The sequence below is a fragment of the uncultured Acetatifactor sp. genome, from assembly GCF_948601915.1.
GTDB lineage: Bacteria > Bacillota > Clostridia > Lachnospirales > Lachnospiraceae > Acetatifactor.
Genome location: NZ_CAPDXS010000117.1, coordinates 1 through 16,730 on the forward strand (window position 1 = coordinate 1; position 16,730 = coordinate 16,730).

15 protein-coding genes are annotated in these 16,730 nt (G+C 55.6%); 3 read left to right on the forward strand and 12 right to left on the reverse strand.

All coding sequences use genetic code 11. The features are described from left to right. On the reverse strand, positions 1 to 271 hold a 271-nt coding region (locus Q2B33_RS17665), incomplete at its 3' end, for an NUDIX domain-containing protein (protein WP_300914132.1). Between the two features lie 33 nt (positions 272 to 304). Then, complete coding sequence (locus Q2B33_RS17670; RefSeq protein WP_330684734.1) at positions 305 to 1,891, reverse strand: AAA-like domain-containing protein; 1,587 nt, start codon at positions 1,889 to 1,891, stop codon at positions 305 to 307. Positions 1,892 to 2,029: 138 nt separating this feature from the next. On the opposite strand from Q2B33_RS17670, the gene pepF reads away from it, so the two are divergent. Continuing rightward, on the forward strand, positions 2,030 to 3,832 hold the full coding sequence (gene pepF, locus Q2B33_RS17675; protein WP_300565531.1) for an oligoendopeptidase F: 1,803 nt from the start codon (positions 2,030 to 2,032) through the stop codon (positions 3,830 to 3,832). 120 nt (positions 3,833 to 3,952) lie between these two features. Further along, complete coding sequence (locus Q2B33_RS17680; protein WP_160556224.1) at positions 3,953 to 4,096, forward strand: hypothetical protein; 144 nt, start codon at positions 3,953 to 3,955, stop codon at positions 4,094 to 4,096. A gap of 369 nt (positions 4,097 to 4,465) precedes the next feature. Here Q2B33_RS17680 and Q2B33_RS17690 read toward each other — a convergent pair whose 3' ends face one another. The 7 genes from Q2B33_RS17690 to Q2B33_RS17720 form a co-directional block, all read right to left on the reverse strand. After that, positions 4,466 to 5,833, reverse strand: coding sequence for an NAD(P)/FAD-dependent oxidoreductase (locus Q2B33_RS17690; protein ID WP_300565529.1), 1,368 nt, complete (start codon positions 5,831 to 5,833; stop codon positions 4,466 to 4,468). 113 nt (positions 5,834 to 5,946) lie between these two features. Then, on the reverse strand, positions 5,947 to 6,381 hold the full coding sequence (locus Q2B33_RS17695) for an HAD family hydrolase (RefSeq protein ID WP_300804684.1): 435 nt from the start codon (positions 6,379 to 6,381) through the stop codon (positions 5,947 to 5,949). 66 nt (positions 6,382 to 6,447) lie between these two features. Next, positions 6,448 to 8,217 carry a glycoside hydrolase family 36 protein gene (locus tag Q2B33_RS17700; protein WP_300565524.1) on the reverse strand — a complete coding sequence of 590 codons (1,770 nt, stop codon included), beginning with the start codon at positions 8,215 to 8,217 and terminating at the stop codon, positions 6,448 to 6,450. A 3-nt stretch (positions 8,218 to 8,220) separates the two neighbouring features. Beyond that, complete coding sequence (locus Q2B33_RS17705; RefSeq protein ID WP_300565522.1) at positions 8,221 to 9,471, reverse strand: hypothetical protein; 1,251 nt, start codon at positions 9,469 to 9,471, stop codon at positions 8,221 to 8,223. A gap of 33 nt (positions 9,472 to 9,504) precedes the next feature. Then, positions 9,505 to 10,404: a carbohydrate ABC transporter permease gene (locus Q2B33_RS17710; protein WP_300565521.1), complete on the reverse strand. Its 900-nt coding sequence runs from the start codon at positions 10,402 to 10,404 to the stop codon at positions 9,505 to 9,507. A 12-nt stretch (positions 10,405 to 10,416) separates the two neighbouring features. Beyond that, the gene (locus Q2B33_RS17715; protein WP_300565519.1) at positions 10,417 to 11,346 is read right to left on the reverse strand and encodes a sugar ABC transporter permease; all 930 of its coding nucleotides are present in this window, start codon (positions 11,344 to 11,346) and stop codon (positions 10,417 to 10,419) included. Positions 11,347 to 11,373: 27 nt separating this feature from the next. Next, positions 11,374 to 13,131: a hypothetical protein gene (locus Q2B33_RS17720; protein ID WP_300565517.1), complete on the reverse strand. Its 1,758-nt coding sequence runs from the start codon at positions 13,129 to 13,131 to the stop codon at positions 11,374 to 11,376. A gap of 284 nt (positions 13,132 to 13,415) precedes the next feature. Here Q2B33_RS17720 and Q2B33_RS17725 point away from each other — a divergent pair, with 284 nt between their 5' ends. Next, the gene (locus Q2B33_RS17725) at positions 13,416 to 14,405 is read left to right on the forward strand and encodes an AraC family transcriptional regulator (protein ID WP_300815065.1); all 990 of its coding nucleotides are present in this window, start codon (positions 13,416 to 13,418) and stop codon (positions 14,403 to 14,405) included. Positions 14,406 to 14,437: 32 nt separating this feature from the next. Here the strand turns inward: Q2B33_RS17725 and Q2B33_RS17730 are convergent, their stop codons facing one another. The 3 genes from Q2B33_RS17730 to Q2B33_RS17740 form a co-directional block, all read right to left on the reverse strand. Beyond that, positions 14,438 to 15,094 carry a hypothetical protein gene (locus tag Q2B33_RS17730; protein WP_300565515.1) on the reverse strand — a complete coding sequence of 219 codons (657 nt, stop codon included), beginning with the start codon at positions 15,092 to 15,094 and terminating at the stop codon, positions 14,438 to 14,440. A gap of 252 nt (positions 15,095 to 15,346) precedes the next feature. After that, complete coding sequence (locus Q2B33_RS17735; RefSeq protein ID WP_296473195.1) at positions 15,347 to 16,009, reverse strand: hypothetical protein; 663 nt, start codon at positions 16,007 to 16,009, stop codon at positions 15,347 to 15,349. 256 nt (positions 16,010 to 16,265) lie between these two features. Further along, the coding region (locus tag Q2B33_RS17740; protein WP_300914133.1) for a LytTR family DNA-binding domain-containing protein at positions 16,266 to 16,730 on the reverse strand (465 nt) is incomplete at its 5' end.

A 16,730-nucleotide genomic window follows, 5' to 3' on the forward strand; every position in this document is an offset into this window, starting at 1 on the left:
CCTCCGCCGTGTAGAGGAACATGTACTCCGTCTCGTAGGTGTCCGTGGCAAAGGTGATGATGCCCCGCAGCCTCCAGGAGGTCAGGGTAAGCCCCGTCTCCTCATACACCTCCCGCAGCAGGCACTCCTCCGGCGACTCCCCCGCCTCGAAGTGCCCGCCCACGCCGATCCACTTGTCCTTGTTGATGTCGTTCTCCTTCTTCACCCGATGGAGCATCAGGTAGCTGTCTTCCGTCTCTATATAGCACAGCGTCGTCAGATTGCTTCGCATGGTCGTTTGTGTCCTTTCCGTTGTCTATTCTTGTCAGACGACTGCCTCAATCAGCGTCTTTTCACCCAGTCTGATTTCCTTTACGCCTATTTTCTTCTTTTTGTTAAAGTTAAAGCTGAGCATATAGCCTCTCGTCAGATGATAATGATCCAGATAGCCAAGCAGCTGCTCCTCTCCCCTTTCATTGTATGCATTGCCGTGCCATACCTTCATTTCAATGACATATTGGAAGCCACAGTAATCAATAATCAAATCCGTCCGCTCCAGATTCCTGGTACGAGCCTCCACATAGTAATTTCCGATTCCGTTGATAATCGGCTTAAGATACAGCATAAAATAACGTCGGCCGTCCTCCTCCACGAAGTTCTCGCCTCTGTCTCCGTACACGTCATCAAAATGCACGACAAACTTTTCAAGCAGCAATTCCATATTGAGCCTGCCTGCCTGAATGAACTGATTTTTGTTTCGGAGCGCCAGCCTGTGCATATCGCCGCTCTGGACCTCAGGCAATGTCATGAAATAATTATATAACCGCGTCTCAAAAATCCTGTTCGCAATCTGTACGGCTCCGTTTTCCACAGTGGCAAACCCAAACATCAGCAATATATCAGTCTCCGAATCGTCGGCATTATATGAAATCGTCTCGCCCTGAAACAAAAGCAGATAAACCATTTTCCGAAGTTCAGGATACTCATTCAATTTCCCGATCAACGACTCAAACAACGTGTTCTTTTCAATCAGCAGCCTTCGCACAGCCTCCAGCACTCCCGGCTTTGTCCAGACCGATGCCTTATCCCCGAATCCCTCCGTTCCCGCAATCCGCTGATCCATCAGCTCGCAGAGACGGGAAACCAGAAAAGGATATCCCGACGTATAGTCAAAAAGCAATCCCGCCATCTGCTCCACATCCATTTCCAGATGGCAGTCAGCATCGTACTGCTCCAGCATCCCCGCGATATCCGCCCTGGAAAAACGCATCTCCACATCGAAATCGGCGGCAATATTCCACGGACTGTTCTGTCCATGATTCTCATGAGGGTTCATTTTCCGCTGTATATTGCGCACATCATAGACGCCGGCGAGAATCACTGACTGAAAGGTAGGCGTTTTCCTCCTCCTTAGGTAATAGGCCCGCAGCTGCGCGAGAAAGCCCAGAAACACCTGATTGTTTGAAGCCGTGTCCACCTCATCAATAATCAGCACGATTTTCTTCGCCGACTCTCTGCACAGCTGGCCCAAGGCTTTAAACAACACGGAAAGCGTCGCTTCACGAACCATTCCACTGGAATATAGCTCCAGCTTCGCCCTCACATCATCCGGAATATCCTCCGCACAGTCCAGCACCTCCCTTGCAAACGCCGCGGCAAAGCTCTGCTCGGTTTCAAAATCGGCGTGGCTGATTGTCTGGAAATCCATACTGATGACACTGTAATCATCCTTCAGATAATCGGCAAGCGCCGCCAGCATGGTCGTCTTGCCGTACTGCCTGGCTCTGTTGATGGTGAAGTATTTTCCCTCGTCAACCATTTTCCTGATGTCCCTCAGACGGCTGGACAAGTCAACCATATAGTGCAGCTGTGGGTCGCAGGAGCCATTTGTATGAAATGATTTTGCCATCATGAATGCTTCCTTTCCAAATCAGATAACCCCATTCTACCGCACCGTTCCCAAAAGTTCAAGCTACAGCTTGCATTTCTCCGCCCTTTCCTCTAAACTGAAGGAAGGACATTCTAAAAACGGGACAAGGAGGAACCACACATGGAACTGAAATCGAGAAAGGACATTCCCACGGAGCTTACCTGGGATCTGTCCTCCATCTATGCAACGGAAGAAGAGATGTACCGGGACGTAGAGAAGCTGAAGAGCCTGGGAGGGCGCATGGCGGCGGACTACAAGGGAAAGCTGGACACGCCCCGGACCATAGACGCCTGCCTGGACAACCTGCGGGAGCTGGAGCGGCTGATGACCCTCACCGGCAATTACTGCGACCTGGCGGTGTCCGTGGACTATTACGACACCTACAACCAGGAGCGCAACGAAAAGCTAGGCCGCCTCTTCGCGGAGATCTCCAGCGCCCTGAGCTTCATCGACAGCGAGCTGGTGGAGCAGGACGAGGCTATCCTGCGGGAGGCCATCGAGGCAGCCACGGACAATAAGCACTACCTGGAGGACGTGCTGCGGAACAAGCCCCACCAGCTCCATCCGGAGGTGGAGCGCGCCCTGGCGGCCCTGTCCCAGAGCCTCTACGCCCCCTACCAGATCTACAATATGGCCAAGCTGGCGGACATGAAGTTCGATGCCTTCCAGGCAGGGGGAAAGGAATATCCCCTGGGCTACTCCCTCTTCGAGGACGATTACGAGTACGAGCGGGATACGGAGGTCCGCCGCGCCGCCTTCGCCGCCTTTTCCCGAAAGATACGGGAGTACGAGAACGTGACCGCGGCCGCCTACAACACCCAGGTGCAGACGGAGAAGACCATGGCCACCCTCCGGGGCTTCGATTCCGTGTTCGACAGCCTCCTGTTCGGCCAGAAGGTGACCAAGGAGCTGTACCACCGCCAGATCGACCTGATCACGGAAAAGCTCGCCCCCCATATGCGCAGATACGCAAGGCTGCTGCAGAGGATCCACGGCCTGGACAAGATGACCTTCGCGGATCTGAAGATCGCCATAGACCCGGAGTACGACCCCAAGGTCACCATCGAAGAGTCCAGGGATTACATCGAAAAGGGCCTGTCCATTCTGGGGGAGGAGTATGTGGAGATGGTGCGCGCCGCCTATAGGGAGCGCTGGGTGGACTTCGCCCAGAACGCGGGCAAGTCCACCGGCGGCTTCTGCGCCAGCCCCTATGGGAAGAATTCCTTCATACTGCTGAGCTGGAACAACCGCATGGCGGACGTGTTCACTCTGGCCCATGAGCTGGGGCACGCGGGGCATTTCAAGGCCTGCAACAGCGCCCAGTCCATCTTCGACACCAATGTGTCCACCTATTTCGTGGAGGCGCCTTCCACCATGAACGAGCTGCTGATGGCCCATTACCTGCTGAAGACCAATCCTGACAGGAGGTTCCGCCGCTGGGTGCTGTCCTGCATGATCGGGAATACTTATTATCACAATTTCGTCACCCATTTGATGGAGGCAGCCTATCAGAGAGAGGTGTACAGAATCGTGGACGCAGGCGGCAGCGTGAACGCGGAGGTGCTGAACCGCCTGATGAAGGAGACCCTGGAGAAGTTCTGGGGCAGCGACGTGGAGATCTCCGACGACGCGGCCCGCACCTGGATGCGCCAGCCTCATTATTACATGGGCCTGTACTCCTACACCTACAGCGCGGGGCTTACCATCGCCACCCAGGCGTGCAAACGAATCGAGTCGGAAGGGGCGTCTGCCGTAGAGGACTGGAAGAAGGTCCTGGCCGCGGGCAGCACCTTGGATCCCGTGGGCCTTGCGAAGCTGGCAGGAATCGACATCACCACGGACGGGCCGCTGCTGGATACTATTGCCTATATCGGCGGAATCATCGAAGAGATTGAACGGCTCACCGATGAACTGGATGACTGATGATCCGGGAGCCGCACTCCGAAAGGCCGGTTCAAAAAGCTTTACACTTCCAGCAAAAGGCGTTATAATGAAAGCATATAGCAACTTGTTAAAAAGGTTTCCAGAAAGCAGGTGAATCGTATGGGAATGACGAATAAGCAATTTCAGGGTTTTGTCAGACTCACTTTGGCACAGATTGAGAGAGCGTTAAAAGAATCGCCGGACAACAAGGAATTACAGGAGCTAAAAGATATCTTCCAGAACATGCTGGAAGATGGCAATTGATTCATGGTGCCTACAGGAAAGCATGGTGATGGGTATGACAGAGGGCGAAATGTTAAAGATATCCGTGGAATAGTACTCGAGGCTACAGAGCTATATGCTATTGGTGGACAGGGATTCTGAGGCATATCAGGCGATGAAGATACGATATATCGAATTGAAAGTCATCCTGACCTGTTCGGGAATCAATCTTACAGATTTAGACAGGATCAAGGAGTAGACCCTGCCATCCACGGCAGGAGACAGGTATCCCCCAGGGCGGACATCATGCATAAATCTGCCCTGGGGGATTTATCATCTACATCTCCGCCATCCGTCAGAAACTGTCTGAAAATAACGGATACAATCCGTTTCGGGAAAAGCCCTGGCTCCTCACCCCGCCAGGATGCGCCTGGCCACGTACACCCCGCTGGCGGAGGCATGGGACAGGGAGTGGGTCACGCCGCTGCCGTCGCCGATGATGTACAGCCCCTTGTGCCTGCTCTCCAGGTTCCCGTCCAGCTCCACCTCCATGTTGTAGAACTTCACCTCCACGCCGTAGAGCAGCGTGTCGTCATTGGCCGTGCCCGGTGCGATCTTGTCTAAGGCGTAGATCATCTCCATGATGCCGTCCAAAATGCGCTTGGGCAGCACCAGGCTCAGATCCCCCGGCGTGGCGGCCAAGGTGGGCGTCACCATCCCCTCGGCAATCCGGGTGGCATTGCTGCGCCGTCCCCTGACCAGGTCGCCGAAGCGCTGGACGATGACCCCGCCCCCCAGCATGTTGGAGAGCCTTGCGATGCTCTCGCCGTAGCCGTTGCTGTCCTTGAAGGGCTGGGAGAAATGCTTCGCCACCAGCAGGGCGAAGTTGGTGTTCTCCGTGCGCTTCTCCGGGCTCTCGAAGCTGTGCCCGTTCACCGTGACGATGCCATTGGTATTCTCATTGACTACGATTCCGTAGGGATTCATGCAGAAGGTCCGCACATTGTCCTCGAACTTCTCTGTCCTGTATACGATCTTGCTCTCATAGAGCTCGTCCGTCAGATGGGAGAAGATCACCGCGGGCAGCTCCACCCGGACGCCGATGTCCACCCGGTTGGATTTCGTGGGGATGTCCAGCTCATGGCAGATCTTCTCCATCCATTTGCTGCCGCTGCGGCCCACGGACACGATGCATTTCCCGCAGGTGTATGCCTCTTTCCCGCAGCGCACCTCGTAGCCTCCATCCGTCAACGAGATAGCGTCTACCGGCGTATCGAAACGGAACTCCACCTTCTCCCGCAGCGCCGCGTACAGATTCTCCAGCACCACGAAGTTGATGTCCGTGCCCAGATGGCGCACGGAGGCGTCCAGGAGCTTTAGCTTGTTCTGCATGCAGATCTTCTTGAACTGGGTCCCGGCGGTGGAATATTTCTTCGTCCCCTCCCCGCCGTATTCCATATTGATGACGTCCACGTACTCCATCAAATCGATGGCCTGTTTCTTTCCGATATACTCGTGGAGCGTGCCGCCGAAATCGTTGGTGATATTGTACTTTCCGTCGGAAAATGCTCCCGCGCCTCCGAAGCCGCTCATGATGGAGCAGGACTTACAGCCGATGCAACTCTTCACCTTCTCCCCATCGATGGGGCAATGGCGCTTCTCCAGGGCGTGTCCGGCTTCGAAGACCGCGATCTTCAGCTCCGGTCTCTCCTTGGCCAGCTCATAGGCGGAAAAGATGCCTCCCGGCCCCGCTCCCACAATGATGATGTCGTATTGCATGATAACCTCCTCGCTTTCACCGGCCGCCTTCTTCCAGCCGGATTTCCCCCACAGGCTATTCTAACACAGGCCCCGGCCTCTGTGCAAGCGAACAATACGATTTTACGATTTTGCTATTTCAGAGCCTCCGCCTCCGCATCCAGCCTCAGCAAAAGCGCCGCAAGCTCCCCAGGCGTCCGGACCGTATAATCCGGCTCCTCCTCCGGATCCTCCGGTGTCATGCAGTACCGCGGCGACCAGCTCATCAGCACGGAGGCGATTCCGAAGCGGTTCGCTCCCAGGATGTCCCGCTTCAGGTTGTTCCCCGCCATGAGGATTCGCTTTTTATCCCCATCCTCCAGCCCCAGGGCTTCCATGGCCCTCCGGAACATCTTCGGCGAGGGCTTGCACTCCCCCACCTCCGAGCCCGCCGCCCGGTACTCGCTCCCCTCATCCACCAGCGCATCCCCGCTGTCTATGAAAAGGATAAGCCGCCTCGTCCTTTTCCCTCCTTGCAGGATAAACCGGGAATGCCCCATTTCCTGCCTGATGCTCCTGCCATCATACACCAGATTGCGGCTTTTGAAAAGGGATATCCCTCTCTGAAAACTATGAGTGGCATCACCGGGCTCCGGCTATCCCTTCCAGCGCACTGTCCCGGATACCGGAACCCTGACCTCCAGGAACCTCCCCTGCCTCTCGCCCGGCGCGCCTTCCGCCGGATTGCCATAGCAGTCCGTCACCGCCACAGAGCCGGCCACGTCCCCCACATCCAGCACCAGCCGCTCCTCCCTGGTTCCGTTCAGGACAGTCCAGTCCGCCACGCCCTCCGGAATCCTCAGGATACGATTCCCGCTGTAGACCGCCGTAATCGCCCTGCCGTCTTTCTGTGTCCAGACTACCGGATACAGGTTATGGGGTTCCAGGGCACAGATGGGCTGTTCCTGCAAAAGCGCCCTGTTCTCCCCCATGAAGCCCAGCCAGAACCGCAGCATCTCCCTCATTTCGGGCGTGAGGGCCTTCATCTTCACGGAAATCTGGGGCGTGGAGAAGATGCTGGAGATAATCTGGATCGCCGCCGCTTCCGGCGCCTCATCCTCATGCCACATCAGCGGGTCGCTGTGCACCGCCGTCCGGCCGCTGAGCAGGCGCAAATCCACTGTGCCCACCCGGTTGCGAATCGCCGAGTCCGGACAGTCCGCCACCCGGAACATGTTCCCGTACCGGCGCATGTTGGGGCCGATATAGCCCTGGCGGAATTCTATCATGATATCGCCGCTCTTTGCGGAAAGCCGCTCATACACCGTGCGCATCAGGCAGTCCAAGGCCTCCTGGACGCTCTCGAAATCCATCCCCTCCGGATCGTAGGCCGGGGAATCCGCCTGCTCCACGATGCAATCCACAAAGTCCAGCTTCAGCCCGTCCAGGTCCCAATCCCTGACGGCCCGCTCATAGGTGTCCGCCAGATAGTCCCGCACCTTTTTGTACCGGGGATCCAGCACGCCCGCCCGTATCAGCGGATTGTCGTCAAATGAGAGGAGCATGTCCCTGTATTCCTCCCACTTCCCGCAATGAATCCCCAGGAAGGGCACGCTGTACCAGATCATGTACTTCAGCCCCATGGCATGGACTCTCCTGATATGCTCCCCAAAATCCGGGAACCTCCTCCCGGAGACCTGCCAGTCCCCGCAGAAGGCATAGCCCCGGTTATTGTCCTCCGTCTGCCAGCCATCGTCCAGGATCATGGTCCGGAATCCCAGCTCTGCCGCCAGGCGGCATTCCTCCTCAATCTCCTCCACGAACAGGTTCTGGTGGTATGCGTACCAGGTGGAGTACACCGGCTCCCTGGCCGCCTCCGGCGTCAGGACAGGCAGGATGCCGCACTCCTCCTCCCACCATTTCACCACCGCCTGGACGGCCTGATAGAAGGGCAGCCTTCCCGTGTCCATCCGCACGTCCAGCTCATAGGAGCCTCCCGCCTCCGGGACAGCCTTTTTCAGGATGCATACGGGAAACCGCACCTGTAGAATCAACATGCCGTTCTCCTCCCGCACGCCGGCCCGGATGCCGATCCGCTCTCTGGTCTCGGACACCGCCACCGTGCACCGGTTTCCCCCGTCCTCGCCGAAAAGGCACGCCACCGGCGCGGACCTGGCGGTCATGCTCTCCCGGAAACGCCCGTAGTCCGCCTCTATGGAGCGGTTCATGCCGCAAAGCGGGCTCCAGATTCCGGCCATGTCCACATAGGGCATGCTCCATTCCAGCAGGACTTCCTCCCCTTCCGCCGGGTCACCGGGAGATTGTCCGCCAAGATAAAACCGGAAGACCTCCGCCTCCCCTTCCATCTGCTCCCGTTTCCATCCGGTCAGGAAACATGCCCCTCTTCTCACTATAGGCGCTTCCATGCGTCATACCTCCTGCTCTTCCACTTTTTTCCCGTTCACGGTGATGGGCTTTCCTGTGCGGTTCTTCACGGACAGGGCCCCCTCCCTCCATGATACATCAAATTCCCCCTCCAGAAAAGGGACATTTCTGATTTCGAACCATGTGATCCCTTCGGGGAGCCTGGGGACGATCTCTATGGCCGCCCCGGGCCCGTCAGGGCGGATGCCTGCCATTTCATATACAAATGCCTCTATGGCCCCATAGGACACCTCCGGGTATTCCCTGCGGAAGAGCCCGGGTGAGATCAGCTCCTTCAGCCAGTACGCTCCCCGCTCGGAATCTCCGTTTTGGTAGAACAGCACGGGATAATGGGACAGGCTCTCCACATTGACCCCCTTAAGCCCCGCCTCATGGAGGCCGTCCAGGTGAACCTTAAGCCTGTCCGGGTCGCGGAGCACCCGATAATAGCTCAGGCTCAGGGAATGCCCGATTTCGTCGCTGTGCCGCAGCTCGCCGTCCTCATCCTTCACCTGGTAGAAGCGCTGCTCCCCGGAGTCCCACCACTGTGTCCGGAGCATCTCCTCCAGCCTGCATGCCATTTCACCGCAATGGGCGCTCCTGTCCTGCTCCCCCCGGCCCCTGAAAATGGCCTGGGCGGAGCGGTAGCCCCTGATTTCGATGGCCAGCATGTCTATCAGCGCCTGGGCCCGGGCAAAGCGGCTGTCCTCGCAGTAGGAGGGAATCCCGAGCCTGGCGTCCGGATACCTGCGCTCCAACAGGCCGTCCCCGTCCCTGTCCCACCACCTGGCATATTCCTCCACCGTCATCCGGTAGAACCGCACGAAATCCGACTGGAACAGATAGTCCCTGTCCCCGGTCATGCAGTACATCCGGTAGCAGGCGTCCATGACATCAAAGTTCGCCGGAAGGTTGTACCAGAAATCCTGGTCGCTGGCATAGTCCACCGGGCAGGGCCGATAGTCCTTGTCTATCTCCCAGAAGCTACAGAACTGTCTGCTCTCCGCTATCCCCTGGGCAAACCTGAGCAGCATGTTCTTGGTATGCCGCCCAAGCCCCAGCGCCTCTGCTCCTTTTGCATGATGCGCCACATCCCGCATGCAGAATGCCTGCCTGTCCGGCAGCGCCGCCTCATACCATTCCCCCACCAGATCCCCCTCATGGCTGTAGGCCAGCGCCTGTTCCTTCGCCCAGGCGAATCCCGCATTCCATGCCGCATCCGATGTTGCAAATTCGATTCTTCCTTTCTCCACCATCTGCCCTCCTGTTTTCCTTATTTCCCATATTACTCATTGCTTCACCGCTCCCAATGTCATGCCGGAGACGAAATACCGCTGGAAGAACGGGTATATCACGAGAATCGGCGTCACCACTATGATGGTAATGGCCGCGCGCACAGTCAGCGGCTGAATGCCCCGCATCTTCTCCGCCAGCACCGCGGAATCCTGTATCTTGTTGATGGCGTTGGTCTGGTTCAGGATACGGTACAGGATGATCTGCAGATTGTCCCATGTGCCGTTCTTGCTGTACAGGTTCACATCGAACCAGGAATTCCAGTGCCCTACCCCTACATAAATCGAGATGCAGGCCAGCATCGGAACGCTCAAGGGGATGATGAACTGTGTGAAGATCCGCAGCTCGCTGGCCCCGTCCACCCGCGCCGCCTCAAAAAGCGCCTCCGGCAGATTCTGGATATAAGACGCGCACAGCAGCATATAGTAGGCGCTGAAGATGGAGGGCAGCCAGTACACCGCCAGCGTATTCACAAGGCCCAGCCTGGTCATGAGCAGATACACTGGAATCAGCCCGCCGCCGAAATACATGGTAATCAAGAACAGGATGCGCATGAATTTCCTGCCCCTGAACTGTCTGCAGCTCACGATATAGCCCAACAGGGCGTTGCCCAGGACAGCTGTCGCAGTGCCCACCATCGTCCGCACCACAGATACGAAAAAGCCCCGCACAAGGCTGCTGTCCGCAAGGACAAACTTATAATTCTCCAAGGAGAACACCCTGGGCCACAGATAGATGCCTCCACGCACCGCATCATACCCATCGTTGAAAGAGATTGCCAGCACATTGATGAACGGATAGACCACCACCACAAGAATGGCCAGCATGAGCACCAGGTTCAGGGCATCGAACACCCGCCCTGACTTGGTCTGTTTGATATAAAATGGACGACTCATCCCTACCCCTCCTCAGAAAATCGCTGTGTCCAGCTTCTTGCGGCAGAACCAGTTGGTCGCCCATACCAGTCCCACGCCGATGATGGACTTCATCAGTCCCACCGCTGTACCAACGGAATAATAGCCTAACTGAATGCCGTATCGATAGGAATAGGTGTCAATGACATCCCAGTAGTTCTGTGTGGACGCATTGCCCAGTACCAGGTGCTGCTCAAAGCCCGCATTCAGGATTCCGCCGATTCCCAGAATCCACTGTACCACGATAGTGGGCAGAATCGCCGGCAGAATGACATAGCGGACCGCGCCCAGCCTTCCCATTCCGTCTACCGCGCCTGCCTCCATCAGCTCCGAGTCCATGCTGGACATGGCAGAGAGATAAATGATGGAGGACCATCCCATCCCTTTCCAGATATTGGCGATGGTATACATGGCCCAATAATATTTCCCTTCCGTCAAAAACGGAATCGGCTGCTGCGTGATTTCCAGCCTCATCAGAATATCATTGACAATGCCCTCGTTGGAGAGCAGCATGAAAATCATGCTGCCCGCCACGACCCAGGAGATGAAATGGGGCAGATAGGAGGTGGTCTGAACGGTCTTCTTGAACCACCCCTCTTTCAGCTCATTCAGACACAGCGCGAACAGAATCGGTGCGGCGAACCCGATGGTGATCCCCAAAGTGCTCATCGCCAGCGTATTGCGCAAAAGCTGCAGGAACATGGGGTTTATCACAAAATCCTTGAAATACTTCAGGCCCACAAAGTTACATTTGAAGATATTCATGCCGGGAATATAGTCCACGAAGGCAATCAGCAGGCCATACATGGGCACATAGGCAAATACCACCACCCAGATGATGATCGGGATGCACAACAGCCACAGCTGACGCTGCTTCTGGAACATTTTCCAGCAATGCGCCGCTTTTCTCTTGATTCTTTCCATTATGTCTTCATCCTTTCATCGCCCTGTCTACTGCTCCAGCTTCTTCATTGCCGCCTTGTAGTTTTCGCTGTATGCCTGTTCCATCTTCTCCACGCCCGCATTCATCAGCGCGCTCTGCAGCTGCGCCCATGCCGCATCAAAGTCCGCATCGCTGCCCGCCTGCACCACCTGGGGCCAATTCATCTCCCATGCATCCTTCACCGCCTGCTCCGCCATTTTCACCTCGTCTGATTTCACGCGCAGCGTAAGGGCAGAGGAGTCGAATATGGTATCGGACAGATTCTCAATCATCATGGATTTCCATTTATTCTCTGTATACCACATCTGGTTGGGCCAGATATTATGCTCACCATCGTCCCATCTGGTCTGGTTCACGAACAGCCAGGGAACGCCTGTCCAATAGTGTTCGTCATCGTATGACCATGTTTCCGTAATCAGCTGTTCCTTCGCCACCGGATCCACCGACCAGTTTCCATTTTCATCGATATCCCAGAATTTACCGGTCCTGCCAGTATCGCCTATCGCCGTTCCGTTGGGAAGACCCCAGCCCGTAATCGCCTGTCCCAGTTCTGTGGCCTGCCAGTTGATGAACTTCAGCAGACTCTCAGGATTCTCAGCCTTGTCAGTGATAATCGTACAGGTGCTGCCAAGGTAATTCTTCGCGCTTAAATATGCAGTATCCACGCCCTCTGCCTTGAAGCCAATCTGTATGAAGCGCTTGTCCTCCGGCATATTGGGATCTATGCCCTGCCATACTTCATGACCCGCATTGTAGGATATCCACCAGCTGCCCACTGCGCCTACGATTCTCTCATTGGAGAATTTTGTCTTCCACTGCTCGAAATTGTTCGCAAAGGCATCCGGATCCAATGTCCCGTCCAGATAGAAACGGTTGAAAAATTTGGACATTTCCTTTCCCTCGTCCGTAAAGGCCCAATAGGTAAAATTGCCTTCATCGTCAATCTTGTAACCATCCTTCAGCCCCCAGAATCCGCAGTAGGAAGCCGGGCTGCCGGAGCTGTACAGAGACATGGCGTATCTGCTCTCTCCATTGGGCGTCGTAGGATATTTCTCCAGAATGGCGTTCAGGGCATTGTAATAGTCATCCGGTGTCTTAATCTCCGGAGCGCCAATCCCCTGCCATTCATCATAGCGGATATGTGCGGAAAAATCCGGGAAGTCATCGATGCTCCCCATGAGGCTGGGCACATACCAGAGCTTCTGCTCATCATCCAGGAACAGCGGATAGTGCTCGCCCATGGATTTTTTCAGGTCTCTTCCCAAAGTGTCCATATAAGGCGTCAAATCCACAGCCTTGTTCATCTGTACGAACTTCTCCATCACCGTAAAGGGCAGCGAACGGATGATGTCAGGATAGTCGCCCGATGCCAGTGCCAGGTTCACGGCCTCCGTGCCGTCACCTGTGATATGCTGGATGTTGAACTCCACATTGAATTTCTCTTTGAAATACTTGATGACATTCTCTTCTCCGGCCTTCTCCCCCTCTGTAGGCGCATAATCCCCTGCCGCATCCAGAATATTGATGACCAGCGTATCCTCCGGAACCTCCCAGCCGAACTCATTGACATTGCCCGACCCCCCTGCGCTCTCCCCCGCGTCCTCTGAGGATTCCGCGCTCCCCTCTTCCGATGAGGCCTTGCTCTTCTGAGTGCTGCTTTCTACCCCCCCGGAGCTTTCATCGCCGGAAGTTCCTGCATTGCCGCAACCTGCCAGCATCGACACAGCCAGTCCCACTGCAACCAACGACATCATTTTTTTCTTCATAACCTTTCTCCTCTCTTGAAAATCATTCAGGCACCTTATTGTCTGAATCCAGTTTTATTATAATTCTTTTCTGTCGCCGTCATTAATAGGAAAAAGCTATTACTATATGGAGAAATGTTAGGTCGTCTGTTCAAAATGCCACATATGTCATTTTTAAACATATAAATTTTCGCCAAAAATGCACAACCTTTCTCCATAGCTCTTGAAACACCTCTACATTTATCCTATAATAATAGACATATTCATGTGCCAGAAAGGGGATATATGCTGTGGCGATGCAGTCCTTGATAAAAATAGACAGGAATCACAATGAGCTTGAACGATTCATTCACTTCTACAATGTCAACCGGAACCAGAATCTGGTTCTGATTCAGACGGGCTGCCAGAATAACTGTCACTCCATGCAAGTCCGGCCCAGAGTACGTGACCATTACCTGCTCCATTTCGTCATCTCTGGCTCTGGCTGTCTCCATCTTCAGAATGCCTCCTATCCCGTGAATGCCAACGAATGCTTCCTGATTTACCCCAATGAGCTCTCCTCCTATCATTCTACAGATGGCGGCACCTGGGGCTATTATTGGATTGGCATTGCCGGTGAATTCGCAAAGGAGCTCATCGCGCGTGCAGGTTTCCAGAGCGACAGACAGGTCATGCACTTCACGAATCTCGCTGTCTTTGACACATTAAAGCAACTGGTGGATACTGCCATGCTGTACCAAAACGATATCTATGGCCTGGAGCTGACCTCCAACAGCCTGATTTATCATCTTTTCGCCATACTGTACGCGGAAAAGAAAGAAGAACGTCTGAGCTTCCATGCACCTATTGTGGAGGATAACTCCACCCTGTTTGGTCTTGGCTCCTCCTCCCGCCAATGGGTCTCAACTGTCATCACGTTGATTCAGGACAACTATGGGGAAAATCTGCGGGTGGACAATATCGCGGACACTCTGCATCTGAACCGTAGCTACCTCTCTGCCCTCTTCAAGCAGGAGACCGGGATTTCCATCAAGCAGTATCTCTCCTCCTACCGCATAGAGGCCGCAAAGAACAAGCTCCTAAAGACCGGCCGGAGCATCACGGAGATTTCTTACCAGTGCGGTTTTAAGGATCCTTTGTATTTTTCCAGGATTTTTAAAGAAAAGGTGGGCTGCAGTCCCAGCGAGTTCCGGCAGTCCTCCTCTTTCGATGCTTATGATTCCAGACAGGAGGCCGACGGCGGAATCGATATCGAGCGGCCTCCCTACGATGACTTTTTTATTGCCTATTTATGAAAATTCGGCAAACCTCTGCTTCAGGGCCTCCCTCAGATTTCCTGCCCGTCCTCTTCCACGGACTCGTCGGCCTCTGCGGCGCCATCGCCCCGCAGCTGGTTCCCCATGCTGGCCTCTTCGTCCTCGATTTCCTTCTTCACGGACTGAATCTTGGTGTCCTCGGCGATGGCCCGCATGATCAGGTTCAGATCCTCCGGCGAGAACATGCCGGCCGCCTTGGAGAGGAGCCCGATGCTGTTCCGGTTCACCTTCAGATGCCCTCCGCCGGACAGAGGGATGTTCAGCACGTTCTTCTCGTCCGTCATGTCCCCCAGGCAGATGCTGTTGGTCCGTTCATCGCACACGAATACCACACCATTGTATTCTATCACGCCGTCCTTGGCCAGATGCCCGTAAGGCACCTTGGCGCACTCCCGCATGCTCCCTATGGGATTGGGCTTGCCTGCCACGGCGGCCTGGTATATCTTCTCCGCCTCCGACCGTGGCCCTTTGGCTCCCCCGGTGCCATCTGCCCCGTCCTCGTCCTCCGGATCCTCCGGCACCGGAAGGTGTCTGTCGACTGTGGCCCACCCCGTGTTGCCGGATTCCCCTCCGGGAAACCCAAGTTCCGCGAAACGCTTCCCCGACACTTCCTTAGACCGCTTCGCCGGCAGGACGTCCGTCCCTGTATAACCTGTTCCAATCCTCATAACATATCTCTCCTTCCAGGCTGCCTCCCGGACAGCCCCACGTACTCCAACCACATTTCCGTGCATACCGCACGGCCAGCGCCGCATCAATGTATACTGCCTAACGATTTCACTTGCCGTGAAACCAGACTGCATAACGCTGACTGGTTCAATCGCATGATTACATTAGGCAGTATTCAGCGTTATGCAGTATAAGTCCGGAAGAATGCCCGCACTCGGGGCATTCTTCCGTGCGAATGCACTCTTCTCACATTATCCGCGGAAATTATACCGGCTCAGATAGGAATTGGTCAGAGCCCCGCTGGAGGTATACTGGCTGGCTGCGTTTGTGGCGCTGACAGCCGCGTTGTCGGCTGCCCTGGAAGCCACGGCCTGCATCCTCTTTGCGAAGTCCCCGGAAGCGCCCAGGGCCGCCTTGACCTTCTCTGCGTCCGCCTCCGCCAGCTTATCCTTGTTCAGGGCAAGGGTGCCGTCCTTCCTGACCGTGATGCCGACCTCCTCCAGCTTATCCTTGTTGGAGGCGGCGATTTCCTTCATGGTCTGACGATAATAATCATTCAGGATACCGGAGGACTTCCTCAGCCCCTCCATGGTATCGTTATAATGCTGCACCACATTGGCCGCCGTGCCGGTCAAGTCCTTGCCGCCCACATCCGCTTTCTCCGCCAGGAGCTTGGTCTGCTCCTTCAGGGAGGTGGCGGACTTCTCCAGCTTCTCGTAATTGCTCCGAAGCAGCCTTGCGCTCTGGACGCTGTTGGCGTTCAGCATCATGCCCAGCCTGCTGTTCTGGAGCCCTGAATTGTTCCGGGCCGCGCTCAGCAGGGAGCTGCGCCTGGATGCCGACAGGCTCGTCCTCCTCCTGCTGTGGTTCAGCATCTGTGTGGTAGTCCTTCTGATTCCTGTTCTGATTCTCATGTTTCATCCCTCATTTCTGTCATGATCTATACTGCACACCGGTTAAATTTGCAGTGTAACCCGACTGCAGACCGCCAGCCAAGCGCTTTCCCGGGGACGCCACTGTAAATCCTGGCGGTCTGCAGTATATATATAGTCCTTATCTGCTTTTAACCGAAGCCTGCCCTGCCTATCCCGCTTTCAGCCCGGGCCGCCGAACCGGGGATGCCGATCCGAAGGGAGGCTTTCCCGAATGTCCGGCCGCGGGCCCGGCGAATTACACGGTTTTTAGATATTTTGTATACGTTTTGGCAAATTTCGAATACTTCTCCCTGGCCAGGTACACATTCTCCCCGTTCTTCAGCCGCACGGCCCCTGTCCCGTATTCCGCCACATAGGCCAGGTTCACCAGATAGCCCCTGTGGCAGCGGAAGAACCCGTCTCCCAGCAGCTCTTCCATGCTCTTCATGGTGGCATAGATCGTGATGTTCTCGCCCAGGGTATGGATCTCCACCTTCCGCTTATGGCTCTCCACATACAGGATCTCCTTCTTCTGCACCACATAGCTTCTGGCCCTGGTCTGGAAGAAAAGCTGGCTCCCGCCTGCGCTCTCGTTTTTCCGGACTTCCCGGCAGGCGCTCTGGAATACCCTGCAGAACTTCTCCGGCTCCACGGGCTTGAGCAGATAGGAGAAAGCCGATACCTCAAAAGCCTCCGCCGCGTATTCCTTCAGGGCCGTCAC

What these genes read in the sequence shown, in the direction of transcription:
- Q2B33_RS17670 (WP_330684734.1), bottom strand. Translation starts at nt 1,891, where the DNA reads ATGATGGCAAAATCATTTCATACAAATGGCTCCTGCGACCCACAGCTG.
- pepF (WP_300565531.1), top strand. Translation starts at nt 2,030, where the DNA reads ATGGAACTGAAATCGAGAAAGGACATTCCCACGGAGCTTACCTGGGAT.
- Q2B33_RS17680 (WP_160556224.1), top strand. Translation starts at nt 3,953, where the DNA reads ATGGGAATGACGAATAAGCAATTTCAGGGTTTTGTCAGACTCACTTTG.
- Q2B33_RS17690 (WP_300565529.1), bottom strand. Translation starts at nt 5,833, where the DNA reads ATGCAATACGACATCATCATTGTGGGAGCGGGGCCGGGAGGCATCTTT.
- Q2B33_RS17700 (WP_300565524.1), bottom strand. Translation starts at nt 8,217, where the DNA reads ATGGAAGCGCCTATAGTGAGAAGAGGGGCATGTTTCCTGACCGGATGG.
- Q2B33_RS17705 (WP_300565522.1), bottom strand. Translation starts at nt 9,471, where the DNA reads ATGGTGGAGAAAGGAAGAATCGAATTTGCAACATCGGATGCGGCATGG.
- Q2B33_RS17710 (WP_300565521.1), bottom strand. Translation starts at nt 10,404, where the DNA reads ATGAGTCGTCCATTTTATATCAAACAGACCAAGTCAGGGCGGGTGTTC.
- Q2B33_RS17715 (WP_300565519.1), bottom strand. Translation starts at nt 11,346, where the DNA reads ATGGAAAGAATCAAGAGAAAAGCGGCGCATTGCTGGAAAATGTTCCAG.
- Q2B33_RS17720 (WP_300565517.1), bottom strand. Translation starts at nt 13,131, where the DNA reads ATGAAGAAAAAAATGATGTCGTTGGTTGCAGTGGGACTGGCTGTGTCG.
- Q2B33_RS17730 (WP_300565515.1), bottom strand. Translation starts at nt 15,094, where the DNA reads ATGAGGATTGGAACAGGTTATACAGGGACGGACGTCCTGCCGGCGAAG.
- Q2B33_RS17735 (WP_296473195.1), bottom strand. Translation starts at nt 16,009, where the DNA reads ATGAGAATCAGAACAGGAATCAGAAGGACTACCACACAGATGCTGAAC.